The following is a 25,023-nucleotide window of genomic DNA, read 5'->3' on the forward strand; positions in this document are numbered from 1 at the left end:
ACAATGTACTAATTTTTAGTGTTTTGAGCAACTTTTTTTATAATGCACTACGGGTATAATAATAATTTTGGTTATTTAAACGGGCAATATATTTCTGAAAGAACTAATTTTTATCACAAGCCTGTAGCTAACTTAAACTGGGATTTCAATATTAATGAAACAACACAGTTATCTACAGTTTTATATGCATCTTGGGGTAGAGGTGGCGGAACCGGTAACTATGGTAGTGGTAAAAGAAGTATTTCTCAACTTAACCCTTACACAGGTCAAAATCAAAGTACTTACATTGATTATGATCAAATTTACGCAAACAACTCTGCAGACGCTGATGGTATAGGTTCATCTTCTAATTATGTAATTAGAGCTTCAATGAATAATCATGCTTGGTATGGTGTGGTTTCTAATTTGAAAAAAGAGATTAACAAAAACTTAAGTGTTAATTTTGGTTTAGATTTAAGAACCTATAATGGAGACCATTACCGTCAGGTATCAAATTTCTTAGGATTAAATGGATGGAACGAAAGTCGTTTTTTAAGAGATAATACTCATATTATTCCTAATCCTAACACTTTACCAAGCGCTTCAAATACTGTAACGCAATCGTACAATATTAATCCATGGTATGCGTTTTTTAATTCGGCTTCAGACAAACAAAAAATTGATTATGATTATAGCGAGACCATTACATATGGTGGTGTTTTTGGTCAAGTAGAATATTCAAATGATAAATTCTCTACATTCTTCCAAGGAGCTGTTTCTAATCAGTCTCATCAAAGATTTGATTATTATGATTATCAAGATCAATACCAAGATTCTAAAAAAGTAAATAATGTAGGATTTAATGTTAAAGGGGGTGCTGCATATAACTTTAACGAGCAACATGTTGTATATGGTATTGCAGGATACTATTCACGTCAGCCGTATCATGACAATATTTACTTAAATTTTACTAACCAAGTGAATCCATTAACTGAAAATGAAAAAGTTTTAGGGTTAGAAGCAGGGTACACATTTAAATCTAAAATATTCACGGCCAGTGTAAATGCTTACAGAACAACATGGGAAGATAGAGTTGTAACAACATCTACAGTTTTATCTTCAAATACTACAATTGGTACTACAAATTTAGTTGCTGGAGATGTAGTAATTTCTGCAAATCAAGGTGTTAAACAAGTACATTCAGGATTAGAATTAGATTTTGTATTAAAACCAATCCAAAAATTAGATGTGAAAGGATTTGCGTCTCTTGGAAATTGGGAGTATAGTGGAAGTGCTGTTAGAAGAAGATTTGATGAAAATTTAAATATCTTAGATGAAACACTAACAGATAATGACGGAGGTAAAGTAGGTGATGCTGCTCAAACAACCTGGGGATTAGGAGCTAAATATGAAATTTTTGAGCGCTTTACAATTGATGCTGATTGGAGAAATTACGATAAATTATATGCAAATGTAGTTGCTAAAAATAACTTACAATTACCATCATATGATTTAGTAGATATGGGAATTTCATATAAAATGTTAGTTGGAAAAGACAAACAAAACTCGGTTAATTTTAGATTCAATGTTAACAATTTATTCGATGAAGTTTACCTTTCTGAGTTAACTTCAAACATTAAAACAACAGCATTCATTAGTGGTACCTCTGGACCTACATATCAATCTGCTGGTAGAGTTTATAAAGGTGTGGCTGATGGTAACCAAGGTTTCTTCGGTTTAGGTAGAACATGGAACTTTACATTACGTTATAACTTCTAAGATAAATTAAAGTTAATTACTGAAAACCTCTTATTCATTTTTTTGGGTAAGAGGTTTTTTAATTTCCTATATTTGTAATTCACTTTAAAAAAATTAGGTATGTACGAAACTATTCAATCCGTTCACTCTATCTTAGCTTATGCCGCTTTAGGGCTTTTAGTATTAGCTTCAATTAATGCCATTTTTGGATTAACTTCTAAAAAATTATTTACTGATAAAGACTTACGATTGTCTTTATTCACCTTAATCATCTGCCACATTCAATTGTTAGTTGGTTTGATTTTGTATTTTGTTTCTCCGTTAGGATTAGAACAATTAGGTAACATGAGCGATAAGGCCATTCGTTTAACATCTTTAGAACATCCATTAATTAATATTATTGCTTTAGTATTAATCACAATTGGATGGTCAAAACACAAAAAGGAAGAAAGCAACAACGGAAAATTTAAAAAGATTGCCGTTTTCTATACATTAGGTTTAGTATTAATCTTATCGAGACTTCCTTGGGCTAATTGGTTCAATTAGTCTTTGGTACAATCTTTGGTAATAAGTAATCAAAATCAATAAATTATGAAGAAAAATAGCTTAATAGTTGCATTTGTATTACTTATTGCTGCATTAGTGGGCTTTTCTAATAGAACTAAATCGGGTTTCGTTAGAAAAGCTTCTTTATATGATACCGTTAAGAAAAAAGATTCCATCAAACTTTTAGATTCGATAAAAAAATCAGACTCTATTCGAGTTGCCGATTCTTTAGCCAATCTAAAAACTAAATTATACAAGAAAAACGTAGAAGCTTCTCATTATTCCGACAAATTAAATGGAAGGAGAACCGCAAGTGGTCAAGTTTTTAGCAATAAAAAATACACAGCTGCACATAAAACCCTAAAATTTGGAACAAAGGTTAAAGTTACAAATTTAGCTAACAACAAAAGTGTCATCGTAACTATAAACGACAGAGGGCCACATACTAGAAAAAGAGAAATTGATATGGCAAAACGACCATTTTTAGATATTTCTCATAACAAAGGCCGATCACCTTTGCGAGTTAGTTTAGAAATTGTGGAATAATTTTATTTCAGTTTACTTCCTTTAGAAGCCCACCAAGGCACCGTTTCTACAACTAATCTTCCTGCTTTTACCGCTGGATCAAGATTAGCCAAACTATCCGCTTCTTTCAAAGTTTCAGTATTAAAAAGTAAAAATCCAGCAATGGTTTCATTTTTATCAGAAGGACCTGCGATACTAATTTTATTCGTTTTCGCTAACCAATTGATATGTTCCATGTGTTTTTTTTGAATTTCAGCCGCTTCTTCTTTCGAGTGTTCGCGATTGGGTCCTTTTTTTAGCATCACTAAGAAATATTTCTGCATCACATAAGTAGTATCGCCTTCTTTGTAGCTAAAGGTTTCGTGATTGGTTTTCGGTTTGTCAGGATAAATTACGGTGTTTGAACCGCAAGAAAACAATATAACTACTGTCAATATTCCAAAAAGTGTTTTCATTTTACCAAGATTTAAAAGGATTATTACTCAAATAAGCATTGTAATAACGTTCGTCAGAAGTGACTTCTTTCCCTAACCAATTCGGTTTTTCAAAAGATTCGTTTTCCGATTGTAGTTCTATTTCCGCTACGATTAAACCTTCGTTTTCATCTGCAAAAACATCAACTTCATAGGTGTGATTTCCCACTGGAACTTCGTACCGAATTTTATCAATAGCGCCTTTTTCACAAAGAAGCAACAAGGCTTCGGCTTCCGAAATATCGATTTCTTTTTCCCACTCAAAACGGCTCATGCCCGATTCGTTTCCTTTTCCTTTTATGGTTAAAAAACCTTTGTTTCCTTTAATTCTAACTCTAACAGTTCGTTCTGGATTTGAATTCAAATAGCCTTGTACAATTCTAAACTGAGTTGTGCTTTCCGAGATAAAATCGGTTCCTGTAACCAAAAATTTGCGCTCTATTTCTGTCAAAATTTAATATTTATTTAGGCTTCTAAATTACTAAAAAATACTTTCTCTTTGTATCTTTACGAATCTATGACCAAAATTATGAATTTATTTACAAGTAAAAATCATCTTTCTCCCGATGTAATTCTTAAGAAATACTTTAACGAATTGCAGTTGTGGCGCAACGAAGAAAACGAAATTGATATTTTAGTTCAATTGGTTAACGCTATTCGTCCTAGAAACCCTAAGAAGGTAGAACAAATCAGCCTTTTTCCTATTATCGAATTTTTTACAAATAACGATAAGGAACGAATCAACTTTGTAGCGTATTTGCAAACGGTTTTACAAAGCAAAAATTTCGACACCATTTTAACCGATGCCGGAATTCTTCAAGATACCGATTTCTTTTACGAAGTAAAAAAGCGTGTTTTTGCTAAAATTCTACCCTATCAAGCACCAAAAGATACCTTACAATATGTTTTAAATCAGGTTTTTTATGTGGATTCTGATCCCGTTTGGATAAATAAAATTCCAAAATCTGAATTGGAAATTCTTTTTGAATTGTTTCAATTTGAGACGATTTATGAAAACGTTGCGGTCAATTCGCCTTTGTATGAAGTGATGCAAGCTATCAATCTGCTTTCGCAAAGAACAAGCGGAAAAGCCTTGGAATCTGACGTAATGAAAATGGTGCCTGAATATGCCGGTTTGGAAAGTCCGTTTGCTGCTTTTGAGAAAGAATTGTATGCTATTGAAAATACGATTCGCAATAAAGAATCAGAATTTTATACGAATTCTTCTGATATCAATTACAAGCAGTTATTGGTGTTGTATAAACAATGTAACGAATTTGTCGAGAAAGCCTTTCAAAACTCTTCTAAATATGGAATTTCACTACGTGTGAACCAAAACTTATTGCGTATCAAACAACAATTGTATCGTGTTGGCGTTTTGATGCCACTTTTGGTAGTCGATAAACCCGAAGATAAAAAAGCAAAATCAATTGAATTAGCGATAAAACTCATCAAATACAATTGCTTAAAAACTAACGTTAGAAAATTATTCAACGAAAGTACGCAATTGTTGTCTTACGAAATCACACAACATACTGCAAAAACAGGCGAACATTATATTACCGAATCCAAAACGGAGTATTTCAAAATGTTATATGCAGCCCTTGGTGGAGGATTGATTGTGGGATTTTTGTGTATTTTTAAATTGATGCTTTCTAAAATTGAAACTTCCGATTTTGGTCATGCTTTTTATTATAGTATGAATTATTCTTTTGGATTTATTACAATTTATATTTTAGGGTTTACATTAGCAACAAAACAGCCCGCTATGACAGCCGCTGCGCTTATTAGTGCTTTGGAAGACGGATTAAAAAAGCAAGGAAACGATTCTGAAAAACACAAAAGTTTCGCTATTTTATTTGCTCGATTGTTTCGTTCCCAATTTATTGCTTTTGTTGGAAATGTCGTGATGGCTTTTCCTGTGGCGCTTTTAGGAATTTGGCTAATTGATTTAGCATTCAATTACAATATTGCAGAGACTAAATGGGAAAAATTAATCACCGATTTAAGTCCTGTGCATTCCATGGCGATTTTTCATGCCGCTATTGCTGGATTTTTCTTGTTTTTGTCCGGAATTATCTCCGGAAGTATTGCGAATCGAGACAAGCATTTTGATGTCTATTACCGAATCAAAGAACATCCGTTGCTAAAATTAAATTTTGGAAAAGCGAAAGCCGAAAAAATCTCGAAATGGTTCGAACGCTATTGGGCAGGAATTATTTCCAATTTTTGGTTCGGAGTTTTCTTAGGAAGTACGGCTTCGGTTGGATTATTTTTAGGACTGAATTTAGACATCCGACACATTACGTTTGCCAGCGGAAACTTAGCTTTAGCCATTTACGGTGCCGATTACATGGTGAACAATGTGATGTTATTTTGGGGTATTTTAGGTATCGGAATTATTGGTTTTGTGAACTTTTTAGTAAGTTTTGGTTTGTCGCTTGGATTGGCGTTTCGTTCGCGTAATATTCCGTTGGCAGAGTTACGCCCGATTATCACTTCGATAAAACAACATTTCTTTAGAAAACCGATGAGTTTCTTTTTTCCTACCGAATAAGTTATGAGCGAACACTACCGAAAAATAATTCACGTGGACATGGATGCGTTTTATGCATCGGTAGAGCAAATGGATAATCCTGAGCTGAAAGGGAAACCTTTGGCAGTTGGCGGAAGCGAAGTTCGCGGTGTAGTTTCAGCGGCAAGTTACGAAGCTAGAAAATTTGGAGTTCGAAGTGCGATTAGTGGCATTCAAGCGAAGAAATTGTGTCCCGATTTAATTTTTGTGCGACCAAGATTTGACCGTTACAAAGAGATTTCCAAAAAAATCAGAAAGATATTCCACGATTACACGGATTTAGTCGAACCGTTATCGCTCGATGAAGCCTATTTAGATGTTACCGAAAATAAAAAAGGTAATCCCAGCGCGACATTAATTGCTCAAGAAATCAGAAAGCGCATTTTTGAAGAAGTTGGACTTACGGCTTCGGCAGGAATTTCAGTAAATAAATTCGTAGCCAAAATCGCTTCCGATTATAACAAACCTAACGGACAAAAAACGGTAAATCCAGATGAGGTAGAAGCGTTTTTAGAAAAATTAGATATCAAAAAGTTTTACGGCGTAGGAAAAGTAACGGCTGAAAAAATGTACCAATTGGGAATTTTTACGGGTTATGATTTAAAACAAAAAACTTTAGAGTATTTAGAGAAACACTTTGGAAACAGTGGTTTTCATTATTACCAAATTTGTCGTGGCATTCACAACAGCGCGGTTAAACCAAATCGTAAGATAAAATCCGTTGGTGCGGAACGTACTTTTGGAGAGAATTTATCTTCCGAAATTTTCATGGAAGAACGTTTGCAAAGCATAGCCAAAGAATTAGAAAAACGCCTTCAAAAAAGCAAAATCTCAGGAAAAACCATCACCCTAAAAATAAAATACTCCGATTTCTCCTTACAAACCAGAAGCAAAACGTTGCCGTATTTCGTAAGTGATAAAAACATCATTCTAGATGTTGCCAAAGATTTACTTTACCAAGAACGCCTAAGAAACTCCGTAAGATTACTAGGAATTTCCATCCACAACCTAAACAACGAAGAAAAAACCAAAACTGAGTTGCCTCAAAAAAGTGTTTCGGTGCAATTGAAGTTTGAGTTTTAGTTACTTAAACAAGCGTTAAAGTTGTCTTTTCTAACATGTTGCTTCATTTTTCTTTTTAGTTTTAACCCAAATTACAAAGGTATGGAGTTTAAAGTTTACGATGCTGCGTTTGCAAAACAGTATGAAAATGGCGCTATAAAAGCAATGCCGTTAGTGTCTTGGGATATTTATTCTCAGTTTTTATTGCAAACTAATGTGTTGCTTCATGATGTGAATTCATTACATCAAATTGCTAACAAAAATCAATGGAAATCGGTTTGGGATTACAAAGAAAGTTTACAAGATGAAACCGTTATTGTGGTAACGGATGCGCAATTAAAAATTGTTTTCGCTAGCAAAAATATCAAAAAAATGAACGGTTACGAAGCACAAGAAGTTATTGGAAACTCACCAAAAATGTTTCAAGGTCCAGAAACAGATTCTAATATAAGTTTCGAAATCAGACAAGCCATTTTAAATAAAGTTCCATTTGAGAAAAACGTAATCAACTATTGCAAAGATGGTTCTTTATACAAATGTCACATCAAAGGGTTTCCTGTTTTTAACGATAAAGGAGAAGTGACTAATTTTATTGCATTTGAGAAAATAGCGGCTTAAAGTTATCCAAATAGTAAAACTACTACTTCTGTCAAGCTGAACTCGTTTCAGCTTCTAATTTATTAATTTTATTGTGAGATTCTGAGACGAGCTCAGAATGACAAAGGAAATAAAAATAAAAACGAGTGCTACATTACTAGCACTCGTTTTTTATAACTATAAAGCAAAGCTTATTCTATTTCAGAAACACGCATCGTGTTTACCATTCCTTTTGCTACGATAGGCATTGCAGCTAAGTTGACCACCATATCACCTTTTTTCACGTATTTCTTTTCTTTACAAATTACATTGATATCGTCTACAGTGTCATCTGTACTAACCAATTTGTCATAAAAGAAAGCTCTAACGCCCCATAACAAGTTCAATTGTGTTAAAATACGTTTGTTAGAAGTAAATACCAAAATATGTGATTTTGGTCGCCATGCCGAAATTTGGAATGCCGTATAACCTGAGTTAGTTAACGTAGTAATCGCTTTCGCATTAATGGTATCCGCCATTTGCGAAGCGTGGTAACAAATCGATTTGGTAATATAACGTTGGTTTTTTACTTGTGGCTGCGATAACGGCACTTTAATTAATGGCGAATCTTCCACACTTTCAATAATACGTGTCATGGTTTGAATTACTTCTACAGGATAATTTCCTACTGAAGTTTCTCCTGATAACATTACCGCATCTGCTCCATCCATTACCGAGTTCGCTACGTCGTTTACTTCAGCACGTGTTGGAGTTAAAGACGTAATCATTGTTTCCATCATTTGTGTTGCCACGATTACTGGGATACGAGCTGTTTTTGCTCTGTGAATCAATTTTTTCTGAATCAATGGTACTTCTTCTGCTGGAACTTCTACTCCTAAATCACCACGAGCTACCATCAAACCATCACAAAATGCAACGATTTTATCAATGTTTTCAACAGCTTCTGGCTTTTCAATTTTGGCAATAATTGGAATTTTATGATCCGAATGTTCCGCAATCAAATCTTGTAAATCTTCTAAGTCTTTTGGCGTTCTTACAAACGATAATGCAATCCAATCTACATTATTCTCGATAGCAAATTTAGCATCGCGAATATCTTTTTCCGTTAAAGCAGGAAGTGAAACTTTTGTGTTTGGTAAATTTACTCCTTTTTTCGATTTCAAAGGCCCACCTTGAACAACTACAGCTTCAACTTCAGTGTTTTTATCGGTTTTAGTTACTTCGAAAATTAATTTCCCGTCGTCTAATAAGATTCGTTCTCCAGGATTTACATCTTTTGGAAACTCTTTGTAGTTCATGTAAACACGCTCTGCCGTTCCTAAGATATCTTCTGCAGTAGTAAAGGTAATTTTGTCGCCTTTGCTTACTACTACGTCTTCTTTCATTACACCTACACGTAATTTCGGACCTTGTAAATCGGCTAAGATGGAAGTAGTGTAACCAAACTCATCGTTTAGTTCTCTAATCATGTCAATACGAGCACTAACATCGGTATAATCAGCGTGTGAAAAGTTAATTCGGAAGACATTAACTCCGGCATCCACCATATTTTTAAGCACTTCTTTTGTACTACAGGCAGGACCTAGCGTAGCTACAATTTTAGTTTTTTTGTTTGTCGGCATTTTAATTAAAAAATTAAATTATTTTTTGATTTTAAGTTTGTTGTGTCAACGGAATAAGCAGTGGTTACATTTTTGATTTTCAATATGGTATCGATGATTTTATCAGCATCAAAGCCATAATCGATATTTTCAATTTTAATCAAATAATCTACTTTTTTATATTCTGGAAGTAAAAAAACGGTGATATCCACTTGTTCAAAAAGAGAACTTGTTTGTTTATTTGAATTAATAATCGTGGTTTTATTTTCGATTAGGGTCCAAATTACATCGTTCTTTTCATCATCAAAAGCGAAATTCTCAAAAGCGCTTTTTCCTTCTGGAATGGCAATTTCTATGTAGTTATCATTTTTTTGTAACTGCAAACCTAATTCCTTATTTAAGCAATACGCCAATTTGTAATCTTCTAAAGATGAATGAATGGCAATTAACTCATAATCATCTGAAATAAAATCGTTTATTTGAATTTTATGAATGGCCATTTTTCAAAATTAAGTCGTAAATATAAGGCTAAAAATCGTTAAAAACTACCTGTTTTGCAGTTCTTAACGATAATTTATAAACTCAAACGTTTGAGTAGTGGAATTATTTTTTCGAAATTTTTTCTTGAAAGGCAAAATAGGCTCTTTGGGCTGCTTTTTCTTCCGCTTTTTTCTTAGAAGTAGCCCTGGCTTTTGCAACAATTTTGTTGTTAATCGACAATTTCACGCTGAAATATTTTTGTCCTTCTTGTCCGTTATCTTCGATAAAATCAAAGGCGAATGGTACTTTTTCTTTTTGACACCATTCGATGATTAAACTTTTGTAACTGATGACTTTACCTTCTAGTTTAGCAATGTCAACATACTGTTTAATGATTTTATTTTGGATAAATTTTTCGCAATAGATAAAACCTTTATCTAAGTAAATAGCACCTATAAAAGCTTCAAATAAATTGCCATGAATGTTTTCGCCAAACTGACTAGAATTGACTTTACTTTCTACAAAACTTACTAAGTTAAAATCACGACCTAGTTCGTTCAAATGCTCTCTACTAACGATTTTTGAACGCATTTTTGTTAAATAGCCTTCATCGCCCGAAGGAACTTGGTTGTATAAATGAGCTGCGATAACACTTCCCAACATGGCATCACCAAGGAATTCTAAACGTTCATAATTAAATGGATTTCCTTTTTCGTCAACTTTGTTAGCGGAACGATGGGTAAATGCTTTTTTGTAATATTTTAATTCATTAGGCTGAAAGCCAAGAATTTTCGTAATTTTTTCAAAAAAAATCCCGTCTTCTTGAGAACGGGAGTTTTTTCGTATTTTATTAAATAAACGACGCATGTTTAGTTCTCAAATTTTTTGAATAAAACACAAGCGTTATGTCCACCAAAACCAAAAGTATTACTCATAGCTACTTTAATTTCGCGTTTTTGCGCTTTGTTTAAAGTTAAGTTTAACGATGGATCTATATTTTCGTCTACAGTGGTATGGTTAATCGTTGGAGGTACAATTCCGTTTTGCATCGCTAAGATAGAAGCAATAGCTTCAATAGCACCAGCAGCACCTAACAAGTGACCTGTCATCGATTTAGTTGAGTTAATATTGATGTTTTTAGCATGTTCACCAAAAACGGCTTTGATTGCTTTTAACTCAGCAACATCTCCAAGTGGAGTTGATGTTCCGTGAGTATTGATATGGTCTACATCTTCTGGTTTCATTCCAGCATCACGTAAACAGTTTTCCATAACAGCAATAACTCCAATTCCTTCTGGATGTGGAGCTGTTAAGTGATACGCATCTGAAGATAAACCACCACCACCTACTTCACAGTAGATTTTTGCACCACGCGCAATCGCATGTTCGTACTCTTCTAATACTAAAGCACCTGCACCTTCCCCTAAAACAAATCCATCACGAGTAGCATCAAATGGTCTTGACGCTGTTTCTGGACTTTCGTTTCTAGTCGATAAAGCTTGCATTGAGTTAAATCCGCCCATACCTGCAATAGTTACGGCTGCTTCTGAACCACCAGAAACAATAACATCACACATTCCTAAACGGATGTAGTTGAAGGCATCTACTAAAGCATTTGCTGAAGAAGCACATGCAGATACCGTGGTATAGTTTGGTCCCATGAACCCATTTCGCATCGAAATGTGTCCAGGAGCAATATCTGCAATCATTTTAGGAATAAAGAATGGATTAAAACGCGGTGTTCCATCACCAGCGGCATAACTCATTACTTCGTCTTGGAAAGTTTGTAAACCTCCAATCCCAGCTCCCCAAATAACTCCAACTCTATGTTTATTTACATTTTCTAAGGTAATACCAGCATCTTTGATGGCTTCATCACTTGCAACAATAGCATATTGAGCAAACTTATCCATTCTGCGAACCTCTTTTTTGTCGATAAAATCTTCAACATTGAAGTTTTTAATTTCACAAGCAAATTTGGTTTTATGCTTTTCAGTATCGTAATAAGTAATAGGGGCAGCGCCACTTTTTCCGTTCACAAGACCGTCCCAATATTCTTGAAGAGTATTTCCAATAGGAGTTAACGCTCCAAGACCTGTTACAACAACACGCTTTAATTGCATATTCTAATTTTTAAAAAATCGTTTAAACAAATAATACCCGTGTTTTCTTTAGTTATAATGAATAAAGAGACAAGGGTATTTCAATATATTGTGATTGAAATTCAATCAAAAATAGTCTAATTTTTTTAAAATAATAAAAACCCGCATGCAAAAAATGCACACGGGTGTTTTATTTATTATTTTTTAGCTTCTTCGATGTAAGAAATAGCTTGACCTACAGTAGCAATGTTTTCAGCTTGGTCGTCTGGAATTTGAATATCAAATTCTTTTTCGAACTCCATAATAAGCTCAACAGTGTCTAATGAATCAGCTCCTAAATCATTTGTGAAGCTTGCTTCTGTTACAACTTCGTTTTCGTCAACACCTAATTTGTCTACGATAATCGCTTTTACTCTTGATGCAATGTCTGACATAATCTTTAATTTTTAATTTAATTTGTTGGCAAAAATAAAAAACTTTATTTTAAAACCACCTTTTTGTTACTAAATGTGACCACGAAAATAAAAAAAAATATTCACAAAGGCTTCTTTTTTTTATTTTTTACCAATAATTATTCTTTTTTTTGTGGGAAGAAATCCATACTAAAATGAAGAATATTGTGCTTTTTGCTTCCGGAAGTGGATCCAATGCAGAAGAAATAATTAAGTTTTTTAAAAATAGCGAAATTGGAAAAGTAGTTGCCATTTTTTCTAACAAGGCTGAAGCCAAAGTGTTAGATCGCGCAAAAAATCATAACATTCCTTCAGTTGTTTTTAATAAAACGCAGTTAAATGAAGGTTTTGTGTTGGAACAATTGCATTCATTTCAGCCTGATTTAATTGTTTTAGCTGGATTTCTACTAAAATTTCCTGAATCCATACTAAAAGAATACCCTAAAGTAATCAATATTCATCCTGCTTTATTGCCAAAATATGGCGGAAAAGGCATGTATGGCATGAATGTGCATCAAGCGGTTTTAGAAAATAAAGAAAAAGAAACCGGAATCACCATACATTATGTAAACGAACATTACGATGAAGGCGAGTTCATTTTTCAAAAATCAGTAAACATCGAAGATTGCAAAACTGCGGAAGAAATTGCAAATAAAGTCCACGAATTAGAACATCAATATTTTCCTGAAGTAATAGGAAAGCTAATCACCAATCACTAATTACTATTCACTTGAGTCACGAAGTCCACATATACACAGACGGCGCTGCCAAGGGAAATCCTGGACCGGCTGGCTATGGCGTGGTCATGGAAATGGTGGGAACTCCGTATAAAAAAGAATTTTACGAAGGTTTTCGATTGTCTACCAATAATAGAATGGAATTATTAGCGGTAATTGTAGGTTTAGAAAAACTTAAAAACCCAAAAACCAAAGTTTTAGTGGTTTCCGATTCGAAATATGTGGTGGATGCTGTGGAAAAACGTTGGGTATTTCAGTGGGAAAAAATCAACTTCAAAGCCAAAAAAAATCCCGATTTATGGATGCGTTTCTTAAAAGTGTATCGAAAACACCAAGTCGATTTTCAATGGATTAAAGGACACAACAATCATCCTCAAAACGAACGTTGCGATGAGTTAGCCGTTATGGCATCGCAACAAGAGAAATTATCTATTGACGAGTTTTACGAAAGAGAAGAAGGGAAGTTGTTGTAGGATTTTGTGTTTTCAAAATACAATTACCTGCATTTTCAAAATACAAGTATTTGCATTTTCAAAATACAAGTATCTGCATTTTCAAAATGAAAATGTATTCATTTTCAAAATAAGTTCTATATTTGTACTTTAAAATGTTAATTATGAGTGAAAATAGAGCAATTAAATCGCAAATGGATGTTTATAAAAATAAATATCCTATTTTAGCTTTAACAGGTCCGCGGCAATCTGGCAAAACGACCTTTTTAAAAACTCATTTTTCGGATTATGAGTATGTGAATTTAGAAAATTTAGATGTCAGAAAATTTGCTGAAGATGATCCAAACGGATTTTTAAAACAATACGGTAAGTATGTGATTTTTGATGAAGCACAACGTGTTCCTCAGTTGTTTTCTTATTTGCAAACAAAAGTAGATGAAGATAAAATTATGGGACAATACATTTTGTCTGGTTCTCAGAATTTTCATTTAATGCAAAATATTACTCAAAGTTTAGCGGGGAGAGTTGCTTTATTTAAATTGTTGCCATTTGATGTTTCAGAAATGGACGCTGCTAATTGGTTAAATGAGGATTATGCCGTTAATCTTCAAAAAGGATTTTATCCTGCAATCTATGATAGAGATATTCCATCAAAAGTTTTTTATTCTAATTATATACAAACGTATGTTGAACGTGATTTGTCGGAACTCATTCATGTAAAAGATTTAAAGCAATTTAGAAATTTTATTTCACTATGTGCGGCAAGAGCAGGTCAATTGCTCAATCTAAATTCATTGGCAAATGAATGTGGAATTTCACAACCTACTGCTAAGTCATGGGTTTCGGTTTTAGAAAGTAGTTATATAGTATATCAATTACAACCTTATTTTTCAAATTTCAACAAACGTGTTACCAAAAGCTCAAAATTATATTTTTACGATACAGGTTTATTGTGTTATTTGCTAAAATTAAATGAAGCGGAAAGTGTAAAATTAAGTGCTTTTAAAGGGAGTTTGTTTGAAAATTATGTTATAAATGAATATCTAAAAATAAACTATCATTATAATTTACTTTTAGATTTATGGTTTTGGCGCGATGCAGAAGGACATGAAGTAGATTTAATATGGCAAAACTCCGAGCTTTTAAATTTAGTAGAAATTAAAGCATCAGAAACCATAATGCCCGAAATGTTCAAAGGATTAAGTTATTTTGAAAAACTAAAACCTGAACTGATCAAAACTAAATCAGTGGTTCATACAGGATTATTTAATCAAGAGAGAACTTTAGGAAAGATTATGAGTTGGAAAGAAATAAATTTATAATTCATTAGAAATAAGAGTTTGTTATGGCATCACAACAAACCAACTTATCGGTTGATGAGTTTTACGAGAGAGAAGAAGGGAAGTTGTTTTGATTTCATTTTTTTTTGTATTTTTACTGTAATTATTAATTCTACTTGTTATGACTGCAACAACATTAAAATATGTAAATGATAAATTGAAAAATTTACCCGACAGCTTAATTGAAGAAGTGGAAAATTACATAGATTTTTTAGCTTACAAATATGCTCAAGAAGAAAATTCAGTTCCACAATGGCACAAGGATGAAGTTTCAAAGCGAATAAAATTAAACAACAAGCCTGTTGACGCATTTGAAATGATTGATAATTTGGAAAGCTAATTAATGATTAAGTATACCATTCTTGCAGACCCAAAAGTTAAGGATGATTTAAAAGAGGTGCGAGATTTTTTAAACTCCAGAAGAAAAGGTTTGGGTAAAAAATTCTTAACAGAATATAGAACAACTATAGAACACCTGCAAAAAACACCAAATTTTCAAGTTAGATATAATGATATTCATTGTTTACCGATGAAGACTTTTAAATACATGATTCATTTTAAAGTTGACGAGGTAAATAAAACAATTCATTTATATGCGGTCCTTTCAACTTATTTGAATCCTTCTGATCATTGGATAAAATAAATTTAGAAGCAAAGTTGTTATAGATTACTTTTTCTTAAGTAATTCGTTGTATTCTTCCAATAACTTCAAATACTTGTTTTTCCAATACGCTTCTTCTTTAGAGTAATTTAGACTAGTATCATTCAAAACGTGAGGTTTTAGTGTTTCAATTTCATCTGAAAAGTCATAATGTAGTATAGACCCTATTTGTAAAACAGTATCTATAGAAACTGTAGGGTTTTCAAACAGCAAATAAACCCATCTTCTACTTTTTCCCATACGTTTGGCTAGCTCTGTTATGGGAAAGCCACTTTTATACACTGCCTCTTTGATTATTTCGCCTCGATGTTGCATAATACAAAATTATGCTCACTTGTGAGTACGTAAAATTACGTATTTTATACATATATGTAAACTAATGGGGAAATATTTGTAAAATATGATAAAATTATTTATTAGATTTGTGAAGTTAAAAGGTTTAAAAAATAAATACTTATGAAAAAAATATTAGGAATATTGATTTTATCATTTTTTTTGATTTCAAATAAAACTGAAGCAAAAACAACAATTTGTGAAATTACTTTTTATGCAGGGAATATTAAGTATGATTGTTTAATGATACTTAATGATACATATAGTTATGGAAATAATTATATGAGAGTTGCTTACACAATAAACGGGAATTACATAGTTATAAATCAACGATTAAGTATTGAAAAGCAATCGCTCCCAGATGGGAACACTTATATAACTGCTTCTGGTTATGCAGTTAGATTTATAACAAATTCATTTGGGCAAACTTATAATCCAGATAAATTAAGTGTTTTAATAAACGCTGCTGGAGATATAGACCAACCAAAAATGGGTGATGCTACTAATGCCATGATGCCAGTGAGTTATTTTAAAGATATTTCCAATGATAGATTAGATTATACTTACTTAAAGCGTTTTTTTCTAGACGGAGAACCTGAATTGTATTTATTGTCTTCCAATAATTCTAATGCTGTTCAAATTGCCCCTCAAACAACTTATAATACTCCAACTTCTCAAGCTTCTACTTTAATAGAGTTTTACAATAATACAGGTTCTGAAATTAGTGCTTGTTATGCCTATTATGACAATAACGACAAATGCTGGACTTCAGTAGGGTGGTATACAATACAGCCATATAGTAATAGAACAATTGATATTGGAAATTACACAGGTAATATCTATATAAGAGGACGACAAGGATTAGTAACCGAATGGGGGTCTGGTGATGGGCAATTTTGTGTTGATGCTACTCAAGCTTTTAAAATAAAATTTGCCGATACTAAAGATTGTTGGAGTAAAAAGAAGTTTACTAAAAGAAATGTAGTTCCCGGTGTAAATAAATGGACTTTTAATTAAAAAGAATATGATAACATTAGAAAAACTAAACAAATCTATTGATGAAACTCTTTTTGAACCTCATTTATTACCTGTATATGAGTATATATTAATGCCAAATATTGGTTCAAATGATTTTGAAAATTTTAGAAAAATGTATATCCAAAATAATGGTAAAAATTTAGAGGAATTTAATAACAAATTAGAACCTTTAACAGTTTATGCGGTTTTTAAAAACGAAAATAACAATCCATCTTATCTTTTTGAACCAATAAATAGTATTAAACAAGTAAACCCTTAAAAATCTATTGAAGACTTGCAAAAAGAAGCAATGGAAAAATTTAATGATTAATAAAATGAATAAGAAAATAAACATAATAAAGTTTAAGACTTTAATCTTTTCAAGTGATTTATTTGAAATAAAAGATAACGTTATAGATATTTCTTTAGGAAATTTAATCCTTGTAAATGGATATTTTACTGAAACTGAGTCACCAATTTTTTGGGCATGGTTTAAAGTAATAAATCACGAAAAAATAATTTTAGGAATTAGCAACTCAGAACAAAGTATAGAGAATGAGAGCGTTTTAAATAAAATAGGGGATTGTATTATTAAAAGTGGCACTAATATAAAAGATGCTGAGGAAAAGATATTAAATATTTACAACTAAAAAAATCAATAATAAAATCAATCATGAAAAACAAAATTACCCTTTTACTAAATCTTCTAATGCTTTTATTAAGCATTAACCTATTTTCACAACAAATTTTTACTGATGAATCAAGAATTATAAAAATTGATAGTAAATCAGAAAATTCTAAACTTTCACTTGTTACAAAATCTATTTTATTACAAGCGAAACAAAATAAAAACAATTCTATTACAGAGGTAAATTTGAATAGTTTATTAAGAATTACACTTTTATTTGATGGAGATTGTACAAATTTTAATAGCTCAAATATTTTATCTGATATTTCTAAAATATCTGATAATATTTCAACAGCATTTATTAAAGTACAAGACTTACCCCTTTTAGAAAGTATGCAATGTTTAAAATATGCTGATATAGGTGAAAAATTAGAATTAGAAGTAAGTAATGCAAGAAATACAACTAATACGAATTCTGTGCACTCAGGTACAGGTTTAAGTCAATCCTATACAGGAATAGGTGTAGTTGTTGGCGTTATAGATAATGGTTTTGATTATACACATCCAAATTTTAAAGATAGTAATGGAAATTTAAGAATTTCCAGAGTTTGGGAGCAAAATAATTCAAATGGTAATTCACCTAGTCCATTTAATTATGGTTCACAGTTTATTGGCTCACAAGCAATAATAAATGAGTTATACGATATGCCAAATTTCTCTCACGGTACACACGTTACGGGAATTGCTACTGGTTCTGGAAATGGAAATCCTAATTTATTAAAAGGAATGGCTCCTGATGCAGATATAATTTTAGTTTCAAATGCAAGTGATTTAGATGGGGAAATTGCAGGAACAGCAAATAGTACAAAATTAATTGATGCAATCAATTATATAAAAAATTATGCAAATTCGGTCAATAAGCCAGCTGTAATCAATATGAGTTTTGGTACAAATCTTGGTCCACATGATGGTACTGATTTATTAAGTACAGGATTAAATTCATTTGCAACAAATCAAGGATTGATTTTGGTTAAGTCTGCAGGTAATGATGGCGCTAAAAAGAAACATGTTGTTAATGTTTTTACAGGTAATCAAACTAAATTTATTTTGAATAATGTAAATAATGGTTCTTCCAAAATTGATATTTGGGGAAATAATCAAGGAGCTAATAGTGCTTTTGGTATTACTATTGGGGTTTATAATATCTCAACTCAAACTTTTGAATCCACAAATGTGCTTCAATTCATTGTTAATGGTAATTTAAACTTTCAAAATCCATACACTTTAGTTGATGTTGATTCTGGTTTATTTAATGATGATAATTGGTTCATTACATTAAGTTCAGAAATAAATCCATTGAACAATAGACCTCATTTAAGAATTACATGTAATACCCTAAATGATACTTCAACTGATTTTTTGGTTGTTTCAATACAATCTATCGATGACACAATTCATTCATGGTGTAATGAATGTGAATTTTATAATCCAACAGGTTTTAATTTTACGGAAGGAGATGATTTTTTTTCAATCACTGAGCCAGGCAATGCAAGTGGAGTAATAACAGTTGGTTCTTATAATGTAACAAATGAAAATCCTTTTCCTGGAATAAACGGAACTCTTTCGTCTTTTTCAAGCAAAGGACCTCGTACAGATTTTTTAATCAAACCAGATGTAACTGCGCCAGGAAATAGAATTGTTTCTTCTTTAAACTCATTTGACACCACTTATCAATCTGGTGGAATAAGTTTTAGCGATGTAACCAATCCTTATGGTACACATTCTTATGGTAAAATGCAAGGTACTTCAATGGCCGCTCCAGTTGTAACAGGTATTGTAGCATTATGGCTACAAGCATTTCCTCAACTTACTGTAAATAATGTAAGGTCAATTATTGCTAATACTGCAATTACTCAATCGCCTGTATCAGATCCATTCCTATTTTATGGCACAACCTATTCAACACCACCTAATGTAAAGTGGGGTTATGGTAAAATAGATGCTTTAGCTGGTATGCAATTAATTGAACAAGCTTTAAACGTAGATACTTTCGATACCACAAATAATTTCATTGTGTACCCCAACCCAACGTCTTCAAAAATTTTCATCACTTCAAAAGAGTATGTGTCGTCTTATGAAATTTACAACACCTTAGGGCAAAAAGTAAAAGAAGGCAGTTTTAATGCCGTTTTAGAGCAAGAAGAATTAGATTTAACCGAACTACAAAGTGGCTTGTACATCCTAAATTTTAGAGGGGAGAAAGTAAATAAAACGGTTAGGATTGTTAAACAGTAAATCAAGAAAATATGAATACAATGAAACCAAAATTTTTAGCTATTTTATTAACCACAATACTATTAGGTTGTTCTTCAAGTGATGATTCAGTTACAGAAGTTGCGCCTTTAGCCCCAACCAATTTAACAGGCGTTCTTTTAAATAGTCAGGTTACTTTATCTTGGGTGGATAATGCAACAAATGAAACAGGATTTAAAATAGAGAGAAAAGTAGGTGCAGGCACTTATAGTTTAATAAGTACAGTGGGTTCAAATATTACCACATATACTGATGCAAGTGTTGCAACTGGACAAACATATACTTATAGAGTATATTCGTATAATGCAATTGGTAATTCAACCAATTATTCAAATGAATTTACGATATCAATTCCAACTCCAATTGCACTTCCGACTGTTACAACTTCAACTATAACATCTATTATGCCTACAACTGCTAATTCTGGAGGTAATATAACTTCTGATGGAGGAGCATCGGTTACTGCAAGAGGTGTAGTTTGGAGTACTTCTCAAAATCCAACAGTTGCATTATCAACTAAAACTACTGACGGCACAGGAACAGGTGCTTTTACAAGTAATATTACTGGTTTGTCTCCAAATACACAATATTATATTAGAGCTTATGCAACAAATAGTGCTGGTACAGCTTACGGGAATGAAATAAGTTTTACTACAATGCCAACAATAGGACAAACTTATCAAGGAGGCGTTATTGCTTATATTTTACAGCCTGGTGACCCAGGTTATGTTGCAGGTGAGTTTCATGGTTTAATTTCTGCAACCACAGACCAAATTATAAATATTACTTGGAATTGGGGTGGAAGTACTGTGTCAACAGGAGCTACTGGAACAGCTTTAGGAACAGGAAATTCAAATACAAACACAATAGTTAATGTCTATGGTAGTGGAACTTATGCGGCTAAATTGTGTTTTGATTTAGTGTTAAATGGCTATAGTGATTGGTATTTACCAAGTAGAGAAGAAATGAGTAAAATGATACTTAATAAAAATGCTATTGGTGGATTTTCAAGCGCAAATTACTGGAGCTCAAGTGAATTTTCTGGGACAAATGCTTATTATTCAAATTTTACAAGCGGAAGTGCTAATTTAATAGGTGCAAAGAATACGGTTGCGAATGTGAGGGCGGTAAGGTCATTCTAATTTTAACTTGTTTGAATAAAGATGAGAATAGGTAGTTATATAGCTTTTACTGTGTTTATTTCATTTCTCTCCTGCCAAAACAACCAAAAAGTAAAACAGGTAAAAGATGGTACAATTGCCATTCAAGAATATGATACACCTCCATCTAAAATAGAAATGAGTTTGTCAGAAGAAGACAGTTTGCTGTATCATGAAGTAGTGGCAGATTATGGGAATTATTGGGAAACAACAATAAATAATCAAAAAAAGTATGTTGTGTTTGACTTTTATTCAGGAAAAATTTTGGTTTACATTAATAAAGATAAAAAAGCAATATCTAATAACGAATCCTCAGATTATAATTTTTATTGGGAAAGAGACACTTTAAATCCATATAAAATAATTGGTATTTACAGTGAAATAGATAAAGACACTTTGCTTTTTTGGAATTATAATCCAAAAACTAAACAACTAATCGATGAAAAAGGTTTAAATTATTATAGAAGGACTTTTAAAAATCAACTTAATTTGGAATAAGAAAATCTTCAGAATTTAATTTAGGGTTTATACTTTTAAACTTCTAAACAAAAACTTATCTTTGCGCCTTATTTCAAATTCATATTGATGAACAAATTATTGATAGTAGGAACAGTAGCTTTTGATGCTATTGAAACCCCTTTCGGGAAAACAGATAAAATTTTAGGTGGAGCCGCAACTTACATTGGTTTAGCTTCTAACTTTTTTAATGTAGATGCAGCAGTAGTTTCTGTGGTTGGTGAAGATTTTCCAAAGGAATATTTAGATTTATTAGAAAGTAAAGGAGTAAATATCGAAGGAATTGAAATCGTAAAAGGTGGGAAAACGTTCTTTTGGAGTGGAAAATACCACAACGATTTAAATTCTCGTGACACTTTAGTTACAGAATTAAATGTTTTGGCCGATTTTAATCCAGTGGTACCACAAGCCTATAAAAATTCTGATGTAGTTTTATTAGGAAACTTACACCCAATTGTACAATCAGGGGTTTTAAACCAAATGTCTGAAAGACCTAAATTAGTTGTTTTAGACACCATGAACTTTTGGATGGATTGTGCTTTACCAGAATTATTAGATGTTATTAAACGTGTAGATGTAATCACTATCAACGATGAAGAAGCGCGTCAGTTATCAGGAGAATATTCTTTGGTAAAAGCGGCAGCTAAAATTCATACGATGGGACCAAAATACGTGGTTATCAAAAAAGGGGAACATGGAGCCTTATTGTTCCATAATAAAGATGTATTCTTTGCTCCAGCTTTACCATTAGAAGAAGTGTTTGATCCAACAGGTGCTGGTGATACTTTTGCTGGTGGTTTTGCAGGTTACATTGCGCAATCAGAAAACATTTCATTTGGAAATATGAAAAATGCCATTATTTATGGTTCTAACTTAGCGTCTTTCTGCGTGGAAAGATTTGGAACTGAAAGAATGGAAAATTTAGATAGAAAAGAGGTAAACACACGTTTACAGCAATTCAAATCTTTAACACAATTTGAAATTGAATTAGACGAATAAAAACGTGCCTCGAATTTTCGGGGCATTTTTTGTTTGAAAAATAATAAATAAAACACATAGAGATATAGTTTGATTTTCTATGAATCTATGTGTTAAAAAAGAAAATACAACAACCTACAACAACACAACTACTTATGAGTGATGCAATCAAACACGAGTGTGGAATTGCCCTTCTTCGATTAAAAAAACCGTTAGAATTCTACAAAGAAAAATACGGATCAGCTTTCTATGGAGTACAAAAAATGTATTTATTAATGGAAAAGCAACACAACCGCGGTCAAGACGGTGCTGGATTAGCAAGTATCAAATTGGATGTAAATCCAGGTGAGCGATATATTAGTCGTATACGCTCTAATGATCCTCAACCTATAAAAGATATCTTTGCTCAAATTAACGACAGAATCAGTCGAGAGTTGGAAGAACATCCAGAATATCAAGATAATGTGATGCTTCAAAAACAAAATATTCCATATTTAGGAGAAGTGTTTTTAGGTCACGTTCGATATGGAACTTTTGGTAAAAATAGCATTGAAAGTGTTCACCCATTTTTACGTCAAAACAATTGGATGCACCGAAATTTAATCGTAGCGGGGAACTTCAACATGACGAATGTTAAGGAGTTGTTTCAAAATCTTATTGATTTGGGCCAGCATCCAAAACAAATGGCGGATACCGTAACTGTAATGGAGAAAATAGGTCATTTCTTAGATGATGAAGTAACCCATTTATATAAAGAATGTAAGAATGAAGGGTATTCAAAAAAAGATGCTTCTCCAATTATCGGGGAACGATTGAATATCCAACGTATTTTAGAACGCGCTTCTCGTAATTGGGATGGTGGTTATGCTATGGCGGGTTTATTAGGTCATGGTGATTCATTTGTTATGCGCGATCCTGCTGGAATTCGTCCGGCTTTTTTTTATGAAGATGACGAAATAGTCGTAGTAGCTTCAGAACGTCCAGTAATTCAAACCGTTTTTAATGTTGGATTTGATAAAATTCAAGAATTAAATCCTGGAAGTGCTATTATCATTAAGAAAAATGGTAAAGTTTCAATTGAAGAAGTTAGAACTCCATTGGTAAAGAAAGCGTGTTCGTTTGAACGAATTTATTTCTCTCGTGGAAGTGATGCCGAAATCTACCAAGAGCGAAAAGAACTAGGAAGATTGATTTTCCCAAGTATTTTAAAAGCTATCGATAACGACACAGACAATACCGTTTTTTCATATATTCCAAATACAGCAGAAACTTCTTTTTACGGAATGTCCGAAGCAGCTCAAGATTTTTTAAATCAAAGAAAAGCCAAAGCAATTATTGATCAAAAAGCTACCTTGACCGAAGATAAGTTGAAAGAATTACTTTCAGTTAAAATTAGAACCGAAAAAATTGCAATTAAAGACGCAAAATTAAGAACCTTTATTACAGAAGATAGTAGTCGAGATGATTTAGTTGCTCACGTTTACGATGTAACTTATGGCGTAGTAAAGCCAACTGATAATTTAGTGATTATTGATGATAGTATTGTAAGAGGAACTACTTTAAAACAAAGTATCATTAAAATGATGGATCGTTTGCATCCAAAGAAAATTGTCGTGGTTTCTTCAGCACCACAAATTCGTTATCCTGATTGTTACGGAATCGATATGGCGAAATTAGAAGGATTAGTAGCTTTTAGAGCAGCCTTAGAATTGTTGAAAGAACGCAATTTATATCATATTGTAGAAGAAGTGTATCAAAAATCGAAAGCACAAGAAGATTTTAGAGATGCTGATGTAGTGAATTATGTAAAAGAAATTTATGCACCTTTCACAGATCAAGAGGTTTCAGATAAAATTGCTGAAATGCTTACGCCTGAAGACACAAAGGCACACGTAAAAATTATTTACCAAACAGTAGAAGATTTGCATAAAGCTTGTCCTAAGAATTTAGGAGATTGGTATTTTACAGGAGATTATCCAACAAATGGAGGAAACCGTGTGGTAAATAGAGCATTTATGAATTTTTATGAAGGAAAAGATGCTCGCGCATATTAAAAAAATGCGTTTCATCGACTTTTTATTTCGTTTAACAATTTTTTTATAGTAATATAATTTCTTACTCTACTTTAGCAGTACCAAAAAATTAGTAGGTTAAGTTTTATGGTAGATTTGGGGCAAAAAGGGTACGCAATGCGTACCTTTTTATTTTTTTAATATTTTTTGTTATAAAAATCATAAAAAAATCATTTCATTTTGTAAAACATGCATTTCGTCGTCTTTTTTTGCTTTTCAACAATTTTTTTAGGCAAACGAGAAATCAATTCATAATTTAGATATACCAGAAAATTAGTAGGTTAAGTTTTATGGTAGATTTGGGGCAAAAAGGGTGAAAGTAATTTCACCTTTTTTATTTTAATAAATTGGGTAACAAAAAAGGCGAGGATTGAAAAATCCTCGCCTTTTTTAATTTTGTTTATCTTGAATTATTTTGCTGCAGCAAAACGTTTTGCAACTTCAGCCCAATTAATTACATTAAAGAACGCTTCAATATAATCAGGACGACGGTTTTGATAATGCAAATAGTAAGCATGTTCCCAAACATCCATTCCTAAGATGGGTTGTCCGCCACAAGCAACACCTGGCATTAATGGATTGTCTTGGTTTGGAGTAGAACAAACTTCTAGTTTTCCATCTTTCACACATAACCAAGCCCATCCTGAACCAAAACGAGTAGCTCCT

28 protein-coding genes are annotated in these 25,023 nt (G+C 32.5%); 19 read left to right on the forward strand and 9 right to left on the reverse strand.

What is annotated here, in order from left to right; all coding sequences use genetic code 11:
* The first annotated feature begins 42 nt into the window (after nucleotides 1-42).
* The 3 genes from Q0075_RS08200 (at nucleotide 43) to Q0075_RS08210 (ending at nucleotide 2,829) form a co-directional block, all read left to right on the forward strand.
* Nucleotides 43-1,758, forward strand: a complete 1,716-nt coding sequence (locus tag Q0075_RS08200; protein ID WP_297869094.1) for a TonB-dependent receptor — start codon at nucleotides 43-45, stop codon at nucleotides 1,756-1,758.
* 99 nt (nucleotides 1,759-1,857) lie between these two features.
* Complete coding sequence (locus Q0075_RS08205) at nucleotides 1,858-2,283, forward strand: hypothetical protein (protein ID WP_297869095.1); 426 nt, start codon at nucleotides 1,858-1,860, stop codon at nucleotides 2,281-2,283.
* A gap of 45 nt (nucleotides 2,284-2,328) precedes the next feature.
* Nucleotides 2,329-2,829, forward strand: coding sequence for a septal ring lytic transglycosylase RlpA family protein (locus Q0075_RS08210; protein ID WP_297869096.1), 501 nt, complete (start codon nucleotides 2,329-2,331; stop codon nucleotides 2,827-2,829).
* Nucleotides 2,830-2,831: 2 nt separating this feature from the next.
* Here Q0075_RS08210 and Q0075_RS08215 read toward each other — a convergent pair whose 3' ends face one another.
* Both Q0075_RS08215 and Q0075_RS08220 read right to left on the reverse strand, forming a co-directional pair.
* Complete coding sequence (locus Q0075_RS08215) at nucleotides 2,832-3,263, reverse strand: YciI family protein (RefSeq protein WP_297869097.1); 432 nt, start codon at nucleotides 3,261-3,263, stop codon at nucleotides 2,832-2,834.
* Between the two features lies 1 nt (nucleotide 3,264).
* Entirely contained in the window at nucleotides 3,265-3,732 is a 468-nt protein-coding gene (locus tag Q0075_RS08220; protein ID WP_297869098.1) for a CYTH domain-containing protein, read from the reverse strand.
* Between the two features lie 78 nt (nucleotides 3,733-3,810).
* On the opposite strand from Q0075_RS08220, the gene Q0075_RS08225 reads away from it, so the two are divergent.
* The 3 genes from Q0075_RS08225 to Q0075_RS08235 all read left to right on the forward strand — a co-directional run bounded on the left by Q0075_RS08225 (nucleotide 3,811) and on the right by Q0075_RS08235 (nucleotide 7,536).
* Nucleotides 3,811-5,838: a recombinase gene (locus tag Q0075_RS08225; RefSeq protein ID WP_297869099.1), complete on the forward strand. Its 2,028-nt coding sequence runs from the start codon at nucleotides 3,811-3,813 to the stop codon at nucleotides 5,836-5,838.
* A 3-nt stretch (nucleotides 5,839-5,841) separates the two neighbouring features.
* Nucleotides 5,842-6,939: a DNA polymerase IV gene (dinB, locus tag Q0075_RS08230; protein ID WP_297869100.1), complete on the forward strand. Its 1,098-nt coding sequence runs from the start codon at nucleotides 5,842-5,844 to the stop codon at nucleotides 6,937-6,939.
* Between the two features lie 81 nt (nucleotides 6,940-7,020).
* On the forward strand, nucleotides 7,021-7,536 hold the full coding sequence (locus Q0075_RS08235; protein WP_297869101.1) for a PAS domain-containing protein: 516 nt from the start codon (nucleotides 7,021-7,023) through the stop codon (nucleotides 7,534-7,536).
* 170 nt (nucleotides 7,537-7,706) lie between these two features.
* Here Q0075_RS08235 and pyk read toward each other — a convergent pair whose 3' ends face one another.
* The 5 genes from pyk to Q0075_RS08260 all read right to left on the reverse strand — a co-directional run bounded on the left by pyk (nucleotide 7,707) and on the right by Q0075_RS08260 (nucleotide 12,132).
* Nucleotides 7,707-9,137: a pyruvate kinase gene (gene pyk, locus Q0075_RS08240; RefSeq protein WP_297869102.1), complete on the reverse strand. Its 1,431-nt coding sequence runs from the start codon at nucleotides 9,135-9,137 to the stop codon at nucleotides 7,707-7,709.
* A 5-nt stretch (nucleotides 9,138-9,142) separates the two neighbouring features.
* The gene (locus Q0075_RS08245; RefSeq protein ID WP_297869103.1) at nucleotides 9,143-9,616 is read right to left on the reverse strand and encodes an IPExxxVDY family protein; all 474 of its coding nucleotides are present in this window, start codon (nucleotides 9,614-9,616) and stop codon (nucleotides 9,143-9,145) included.
* 103 nt (nucleotides 9,617-9,719) lie between these two features.
* Nucleotides 9,720-10,463 (reverse strand): ribonuclease III, encoded by a 744-nt coding sequence (gene rnc / locus Q0075_RS08250; protein ID WP_297869104.1) that lies wholly within the window; start codon nucleotides 10,461-10,463, stop codon nucleotides 9,720-9,722.
* A gap of 2 nt (nucleotides 10,464-10,465) precedes the next feature.
* On the reverse strand, nucleotides 10,466-11,719 hold the full coding sequence (gene fabF, locus Q0075_RS08255) for a beta-ketoacyl-ACP synthase II (protein WP_297869105.1): 1,254 nt from the start codon (nucleotides 11,717-11,719) through the stop codon (nucleotides 10,466-10,468).
* Nucleotides 11,720-11,895: 176 nt separating this feature from the next.
* Nucleotides 11,896-12,132, reverse strand: coding sequence for an acyl carrier protein (locus Q0075_RS08260; RefSeq protein ID WP_007137004.1), 237 nt, complete (start codon nucleotides 12,130-12,132; stop codon nucleotides 11,896-11,898).
* Between the two features lie 173 nt (nucleotides 12,133-12,305).
* Here Q0075_RS08260 and Q0075_RS08265 point away from each other — a divergent pair, with 173 nt between their 5' ends.
* The 5 genes from Q0075_RS08265 to Q0075_RS08285 all read left to right on the forward strand — a co-directional run bounded on the left by Q0075_RS08265 (nucleotide 12,306) and on the right by Q0075_RS08285 (nucleotide 15,322).
* Entirely contained in the window at nucleotides 12,306-12,869 is a 564-nt protein-coding gene (locus tag Q0075_RS08265; protein ID WP_297869106.1) for a phosphoribosylglycinamide formyltransferase, read from the forward strand.
* An 11-nt stretch (nucleotides 12,870-12,880) separates the two neighbouring features.
* Nucleotides 12,881-13,360: a ribonuclease HI gene (rnhA, locus tag Q0075_RS08270; RefSeq protein ID WP_297869107.1), complete on the forward strand. Its 480-nt coding sequence runs from the start codon at nucleotides 12,881-12,883 to the stop codon at nucleotides 13,358-13,360.
* Between the two features lie 143 nt (nucleotides 13,361-13,503).
* A complete protein-coding gene (locus Q0075_RS08275; protein ID WP_297869108.1) occupies nucleotides 13,504-14,661 on the forward strand; it encodes an ATP-binding protein in 1,158 nt (385 codons plus the stop codon).
* 139 nt (nucleotides 14,662-14,800) lie between these two features.
* Nucleotides 14,801-15,019 carry a DUF2281 domain-containing protein gene (locus tag Q0075_RS08280; RefSeq protein WP_297869109.1) on the forward strand — a complete coding sequence of 73 codons (219 nt, stop codon included), beginning with the start codon at nucleotides 14,801-14,803 and terminating at the stop codon, nucleotides 15,017-15,019.
* 3 nt (nucleotides 15,020-15,022) lie between these two features.
* Nucleotides 15,023-15,322: a hypothetical protein gene (locus tag Q0075_RS08285; protein ID WP_297869110.1), complete on the forward strand. Its 300-nt coding sequence runs from the start codon at nucleotides 15,023-15,025 to the stop codon at nucleotides 15,320-15,322.
* 24 nt (nucleotides 15,323-15,346) lie between these two features.
* Here the strand turns inward: Q0075_RS08285 and Q0075_RS08290 are convergent, their stop codons facing one another.
* The gene (locus Q0075_RS08290; protein WP_297869111.1) at nucleotides 15,347-15,655 is read right to left on the reverse strand and encodes a CRISPR-associated protein Cas4; all 309 of its coding nucleotides are present in this window, start codon (nucleotides 15,653-15,655) and stop codon (nucleotides 15,347-15,349) included.
* A gap of 141 nt (nucleotides 15,656-15,796) precedes the next feature.
* Between Q0075_RS08290 and Q0075_RS08295 the strand changes: the two genes are divergently transcribed.
* From Q0075_RS08295 to Q0075_RS08330, 8 genes are all read left to right on the forward strand, one after another.
* On the forward strand, nucleotides 15,797-16,690 hold the full coding sequence (locus Q0075_RS08295) for a DUF1036 domain-containing protein (RefSeq protein ID WP_297869112.1): 894 nt from the start codon (nucleotides 15,797-15,799) through the stop codon (nucleotides 16,688-16,690).
* A 7-nt stretch (nucleotides 16,691-16,697) separates the two neighbouring features.
* Nucleotides 16,698-16,970, forward strand: a complete 273-nt coding sequence (locus tag Q0075_RS08300; RefSeq protein WP_297869113.1) for a hypothetical protein — start codon at nucleotides 16,698-16,700, stop codon at nucleotides 16,968-16,970.
* Nucleotides 16,971-17,025: 55 nt separating this feature from the next.
* Complete coding sequence (locus Q0075_RS08305) at nucleotides 17,026-17,340, forward strand: hypothetical protein (RefSeq protein WP_297869114.1); 315 nt, start codon at nucleotides 17,026-17,028, stop codon at nucleotides 17,338-17,340.
* A 23-nt stretch (nucleotides 17,341-17,363) separates the two neighbouring features.
* Entirely contained in the window at nucleotides 17,364-19,613 is a 2,250-nt protein-coding gene (locus Q0075_RS08310) for a S8 family serine peptidase (RefSeq protein ID WP_297869115.1), read from the forward strand.
* A 20-nt stretch (nucleotides 19,614-19,633) separates the two neighbouring features.
* Nucleotides 19,634-20,773 (forward strand): DUF1566 domain-containing protein, encoded by a 1,140-nt coding sequence (locus Q0075_RS08315; protein ID WP_297869116.1) that lies wholly within the window; start codon nucleotides 19,634-19,636, stop codon nucleotides 20,771-20,773.
* 21 nt (nucleotides 20,774-20,794) lie between these two features.
* Nucleotides 20,795-21,289, forward strand: coding sequence for a hypothetical protein (locus tag Q0075_RS08320; RefSeq protein WP_297869117.1), 495 nt, complete (start codon nucleotides 20,795-20,797; stop codon nucleotides 21,287-21,289).
* Between the two features lie 87 nt (nucleotides 21,290-21,376).
* Entirely contained in the window at nucleotides 21,377-22,306 is a 930-nt protein-coding gene (locus tag Q0075_RS08325) for a PfkB family carbohydrate kinase (protein WP_297869118.1), read from the forward strand.
* A gap of 134 nt (nucleotides 22,307-22,440) precedes the next feature.
* A complete protein-coding gene (locus Q0075_RS08330) occupies nucleotides 22,441-24,339 on the forward strand; it encodes an amidophosphoribosyltransferase (protein ID WP_297869119.1) in 1,899 nt (632 codons plus the stop codon).
* Nucleotides 24,340-24,767: 428 nt separating this feature from the next.
* On the opposite strand, the gene Q0075_RS08335 is transcribed toward Q0075_RS08330, so the two are convergent.
* Nucleotides 24,768-25,023: superoxide dismutase (locus tag Q0075_RS08335; RefSeq protein WP_297869120.1), on the reverse strand; the 256-nt coding region annotated here is incomplete at its 5' end.

The organism is uncultured Flavobacterium sp. (assembly GCF_937967675.1).
Classification (GTDB): Bacteria; Bacteroidota; Bacteroidia; order Flavobacteriales; family Flavobacteriaceae; genus Flavobacterium.